Origin of the sequence: Synechococcus sp. H55.11 (assembly GCF_047462475.1) — a bacterium.
Classification (GTDB): domain Bacteria; phylum Cyanobacteriota; class Cyanobacteriia; order Thermostichales; family Thermostichaceae; genus Thermostichus.
Map to the genome: position 1 here is coordinate 1 of NZ_JANSJI010000038.1, position 5,715 is coordinate 5,715.

3 protein-coding genes are annotated in these 5,715 nt (G+C 52.5%); all 3 read right to left on the reverse strand.

What is annotated here, in order from left to right; translation table 11 throughout:
- On the reverse strand, positions 1-1,520 hold a 1,520-nt coding region (gene treS / locus NW853_RS01590; RefSeq protein WP_414347354.1), incomplete at its 3' end, for a maltose alpha-D-glucosyltransferase.
- 23 nt (positions 1,521-1,543) lie between these two features.
- Positions 1,544-3,583: an alpha-1,4-glucan--maltose-1-phosphate maltosyltransferase gene (locus NW853_RS01595; RefSeq protein WP_012257045.1), complete on the reverse strand. Its 2,040-nt coding sequence runs from the start codon at positions 3,581-3,583 to the stop codon at positions 1,544-1,546.
- A 280-nt stretch (positions 3,584-3,863) separates the two neighbouring features.
- Positions 3,864-4,628 (reverse strand): hypothetical protein, encoded by a 765-nt coding sequence (locus NW853_RS01600; RefSeq protein WP_012257044.1) that lies wholly within the window; start codon positions 4,626-4,628, stop codon positions 3,864-3,866.
- Positions 4,629-5,715 lie beyond the last annotated feature (1,087 nt).

The window sequence follows — 5,715 nt, forward strand, 5'->3', positions numbered from 1 at the left end:
AACCGCGACAGATTGAAAACGGCCAGGAGAATCTGATCCTCGGTTTTGCGCAGGAAACAGAGCACCTTACGATTTTCGGGATAGAGAAATTCGAGCGTGCCCCGGCCAAATGCGGCGTAACGCTTCCGTAGTGCAATCAGGCGTTTCGTCCACCATAACAATGAATGCTGATTGGCGCTTTGCGTCTCGACGTTGACCGTCTCGTAGTGATACTCCGGATCGGTAATTACCGGCAGATAGAGTTGCTGAGGATTAGCCCGCGAAAAACCGGCATTCCGATCACCGCTCCACTGCATCGGCGTGCGCACACCGTTGCGGTCGCCGAGGTAGATGTTATCGCCCATCCCGATCTCATCACCGTAATAGATCACCGGCGTACCGGGCAGCGAGAAGAGCAATCCGTTCATTAACTCGATCTTGCGGCGATGGTTGCCGAGCAATGGTGCCAGTCGTCGGCGAATGCCGAGATTAATCCGGGCCTGGGGATCGCGAGCGTAGACCCGGTACATATAGTCGCGCTCTTCATCGGTGACCATTTCGAGGGTCAGTTCATCGTGATTGCGCAGAAAGATTGCCCACTGGCAATTGTCGGGTATTGGCGGCGTTTGCCGCATAATATCAATGATCGGATAGCGATTCTCAAGGTGAACCGACATAAAGAGGCGGGGCATCACCGGGAAGTGAAAGGCCATATGGCACTCATCGCCATCCCCGAAATAGGCAACCGCGTCTTCTGGCCATTGATTGGCCTCGGCGAGAAACATACGCCCCTGGTACTTTTCGTCCATATGCTTACGTAAGCGTTTGAGAAAGGCGTGGGTTTCCGGCAGGTTCTCGCAATTGGTGCCCTCTGCTTCGTAGAGGTAGGGGATGGCATCGAGACGCATGCCATCGACTCCCAGATCGAGCCAGAACTCCATCGCCTTGAAGACAGCCCGCTGGACAGCCGGATTTTCAAAGTTGAGATCGGGTTGATGGCTGTAGAAGCGGTGCCAGTAGTACGCCTGCGCCACTGGATCCCACGTCCAGTTACTGGTCTCAAAATCTTTGAAGATGATCCGGGCGTCCTTGTAGCGGTCGGGTGTATCCGACCAGACATAAAAGTTGCGGGCTGAAGTACCGGGCTTAGCCCGCCGGGCACGTTGAAACCAGGGGTGCTGGTCAGAGGTGTGGTTACAGACAAGCTCGGTGATGACGCGCAGCCCACGCCGATGGGCTTCGCGAATAAACACCTTAAAATCGGCCAGCGTGCCGTAATTGGGATGAATGTTCGTATAATCGGCTATATCGTAGCCATCATCGCGCAGCGGTGAGGGATAGAAGGGGAGCAGCCAGATTGCCGTTACGCCCAAATCTTGCAGATAGTCGAGCTTGCTGGTCAGACCGGGAAAATCTCCGATACCATCACCATTGCTATCGCAAAAAGCGCGCACGTGCAATTCGTAGATGACCGCATCTTTGTACCAGAGCGGATCATCGGCTAACAGAGTCGGCGTCTTGGCCGGGCGTACACGGTTCATGCCACTCCCTCATCGTACAACTATCAGGCGAAATACTCAAAGCCGCGCTCGTCACGGCGGAGCCGGCGAATACAAAAGATATGGACGGGAGCCATCGGGCTGAGCTGCACGTAATTATACTCTCCCGACCAGGTGTAACGTGCGTCCGTCAACAGATCGTGGGCCTGGAACACGCCATTCACGTTCCAGTCGTTCAGCGGCACCTGAACCCAACCACTGTGGGTACGTTCGGGGTCAAGGTTGACCACCACCAGAATGATGTCGCTGCCGTCCGGTGATGTCTTGCTATACGCGAGCAACCATTCGTGCTCGTGAAAATCGATGTCTACGCGGTGGAAGCGCAGGGTGTCATTCCGGTGAAGGGCCGGATGCTCACGCCGAATCCGATTGAGCTGGCCGATATAGCCGCGCAGGCTGTGCGGTGCATCGAGATTCCAGTGCCGGATTTCGTACTTCTCATTGTTAATGTACTCTTCACGTCCGGCTACCGGCGTGTGCTCCATCAATTCATACACCGGGCCGTACATACCCCAACTGGCCGTCAACGTCGCCGCCATCGCAGCGCGGGTCATAAACACCGAGCGCTGACCAGCGTAAAACTGTGGGGTCAGAATGTCAGGCGTATTCGGCCAGAAATTGGGAATGAAGAAATCACTGACCGGGCGGGTATTCAATTCCTGCAGATAGCTGGTCAACTCGTGTTTGGTAGTGCGCCAGGTGTAATAGGTATAGCTCTGCGTAAAGCCAATCTTGGCCAGATGGTACATCACCTTTGGCCGGGTGAACGCTTCCGAGAGAAAGATCAGGTCGGGATGCGCACTCTTCAGCGAGTTCAGACACCAGTCCCAGAAGCGAAAGCTCTTGGTATGCGGGTTATCCACCCGAAAGATACGCACACCCTGCTCGATCCAGAACTCGAAGACCCGGCGCAGCTCTTGCCATAGCCCCTGCCAGTCTTCCGATTCAAAATCGAACGGGTAGATATCCTGATATTTTTTCGGTGGATTCTCGGCATACTGGATGGTTCCGTCTGGGCGAGCGCGGAACCACTCTGGATGCTCACGCACGTACGGATGATCGGGTGAGCATTGGAACGCGATGTCAAGTGCTACTTCGATACCGTATTTCTGCGCTTCGCGCACCAGCGCCCGAAAATCATCCAATGTGCCCAATTCGGGATGAATGCTCATATGCCCGCCATCGGCATTCCCAATCGCCCATGGGCTGCCCGGATCGTTGGGGCCGGCATTCAGGCTGTTATTTTTGCCCTTGCGGAAGGTATATCCAATCGGATGGATCGGTGGCAGGTACAGCACATCAAAACCGAGTTCGGCAATGTACGGCAGCCGCTTGATCACATCGCGGAACGTGCCGTGGCGACCCGGCTCGTCAGCCGCCGAGCGGGGAAACAGCTCGTACCAGGCGGAAAAGCGTGCTCGTTCGCGTTCGACTGTTATCGGGTAAATCTCAGACTCGGTAGCAAATCGGCGTGGCAAATGGACAGCCATCAAGGAGTGGATTTCAGCGGCAAAGGCTGTATCAACGTCACCGGCAATCAGGGCCGCTTCGGCGACATGCAGCACCGCAGCATCAGCGCCACTGGCATTGCGTGCAGCCTCACCAACCAGCGCGGCACCGATCTGCAAATCGACCCGCACATCTTGCCCGGCAGCCAACCGCTTCTCAAGTTGATGCACCCAGGTCGCAAAACGGTCGATCCAGGCCACAACCTGAAACTCATGCCGACCGATGCTATTCAGGGTAAACTGACCTTCCCAACGATCATTGACCAGTAAGCGCATTGGTGCTTCATGCCATGTCTTAGCGCTGACCGGTCGATGGCGTACTACTGCTGCCAGTTCATCATGACCATCGGCAAACAGATCGCAACTGACCACCAGCGTATCACCGATGATTCGCTTCACCGGATAACGACCACCATCAATGATTGGCTCAACCGCTTCAATAATGACCCGTCGCCGTCCTTCACCGATCACCGATAGATCGAGTTTCGCTTTTGCCGCCGTGCGGCGAGTACGAGTGCGTGACTCCTTGACGGTCATTAGACCTCCTCAATTTGACAGCAAGCAATGTGCGTTCTGTGCACTTGCGATAGACGACAAACCGTATAGGTCGGTACGTCGTATGCTGGGGTATTGATAATCTGTGATGAAGCGCCAGCAGATGATATACGACAAACCGTATGGGCCGGCAAGCCGCATGCCGGGCATGTCCGTGATCTATGACAATGTTCAGTATGCCTGCCCTTTTGATTGTACGTTCCCCGGCGGGATGTGTCAAACTAGTTGCATGCGGTACTGATTGGTAACTTGGGTTGCTCGTCTAAGCATCTGCCGAAACCAGAACATAGTAGTTCTCTGCACGCACAAAATCGACAACGACATACCCGGCGGCAAAGGCAGCTTCAGCCCAGGCCCGAAAATGATAACGCCAGGCCTGGGCAATTGCTGGATCGTGCTGCTGAAGAGCAGCAAAATCGGCAGGAATAGCCAGCCGCACTACCGGTTCATGGGTGATCTGCACCGGCGTATCTAGTGTTGGGTTGAGCAAGGGTGATCTGGCAACCTGATCGGCTGATGGGCGGGCAAATGGCGAGTGTACCAGCCACCACTCGACCTGAAAACGGTCGCTGGGCAGGATGCCATCAACGAGTTCTGGCTCAGGCCCATACACATTCCGCAGGTAGGTACGGCTGATAGTGCCGAGTTTGTGCAGATTGAGATGGGCATTCCGGGCCAGCAGTGGATCAAACGTCCACGTCATCAGCTCCAGGTCTTGGGCCAGCACAAACTCGCGTTGCGCCCGTTTGAGTTGTTCGCCAATCCGGGCATCGCGCAGATCGGGGTGGACTGCTGCCATGTGTGAAGCGTGTTTTAACCGTCCGTCGGCAGTGCGCGCCAGAAAACCAAAGACGAAGCCGACCAGTTCGTCACCTTTGAAAGCCCCTAACACCAACCCGCCGTTCCGCTGTACGGTGGTCAGTAAGTTGAGCGGCACCACAAACTCATCACCCCATACCAGTTGCTGAAGCTGTTCGCACGCCCGATATTCGGCATACGTTGTCACCGGTCGGATATCAATCTGCATGGCATCCTCTCAATAGAAGTTTACAGTTATCGATGAAGGTATACATCATTCGTATCAGTAATACAGGTGGTTTCCTTAATATTTTGTTCCTGCTGTGCGACTTTGTTCTTTTATTATACGTGGTTCGTGCCTATAGCAAGCCAAACCCTTGAGAGCCGGGTTGTCGTTGGTCTGTTCCAATTCTTCCCAGCGACACAGATTGTCATTGGTGACCCAACTGGGGTCGCATGTCTGAGTTTGGTGGTTCTACTGTACACACAGGTCTGAAGCGAACACAGCTCCTGGCACGATCTATTCTGCCACTGTTAGCAGGCAAACAGAGAGCTACTTGCCAGAACCCCATCGTATTACATGCTTAACTGTCTTGTTCTGATAAAAATGTTCGTTATTGGAAATATTTTTAAATGATTTATAAAGGATACTTGTGAATTAACAATTTTGATTTGGTGGTTGATGAATTTTAAAATGATCTCATTGAATGCATTGTGTAATTCTGGTTGACAAGGTCTTGAGAGATTAATTTTGTGGAAATTTTTGAGGTTTAGGGGTTAAAACTGGATAAAAAATATTGTGATGCGAACTGTATGATCAGACGGTTTTTGAGGTTGGTTATATATAAATTGTTTCAAAATCTTGGACAGACTTCAAAGTTAGAAGTCACTTCATAACCCCATAGTATTAGGAATGATTTGGTAGACATTAATTATGCCCATGTCACCCTAGTTGGAGTGCAGAACCATGACTGACTACCTTCTCTCTATTATCACTGTGCACCTGAGAGGCGAGCCAGTCAATTGTTATTATGGAAGTGTGCGGTGACTATGTTGCTCCTAGAACATTTTGTGTGCACTCATACATAAACTGTCAAGATATGGCTGCCCATCAATTAACGCTTGCGGCCGGTTTAATCAGACATGCTTGGTTAAGAAATGAGTTCATATGTGTGTTGACAAGACAACAATGGTATGCTATATTCTCGGTCAACTAGAATATTCCCAAATACTTAAGTCAAGTCTCGCGAGAGGAAGCAGACGGTTCTAATGGGATGAGAGCGCTCCCATGTTTGTGGGGCAAAGTCTCGCGGGAG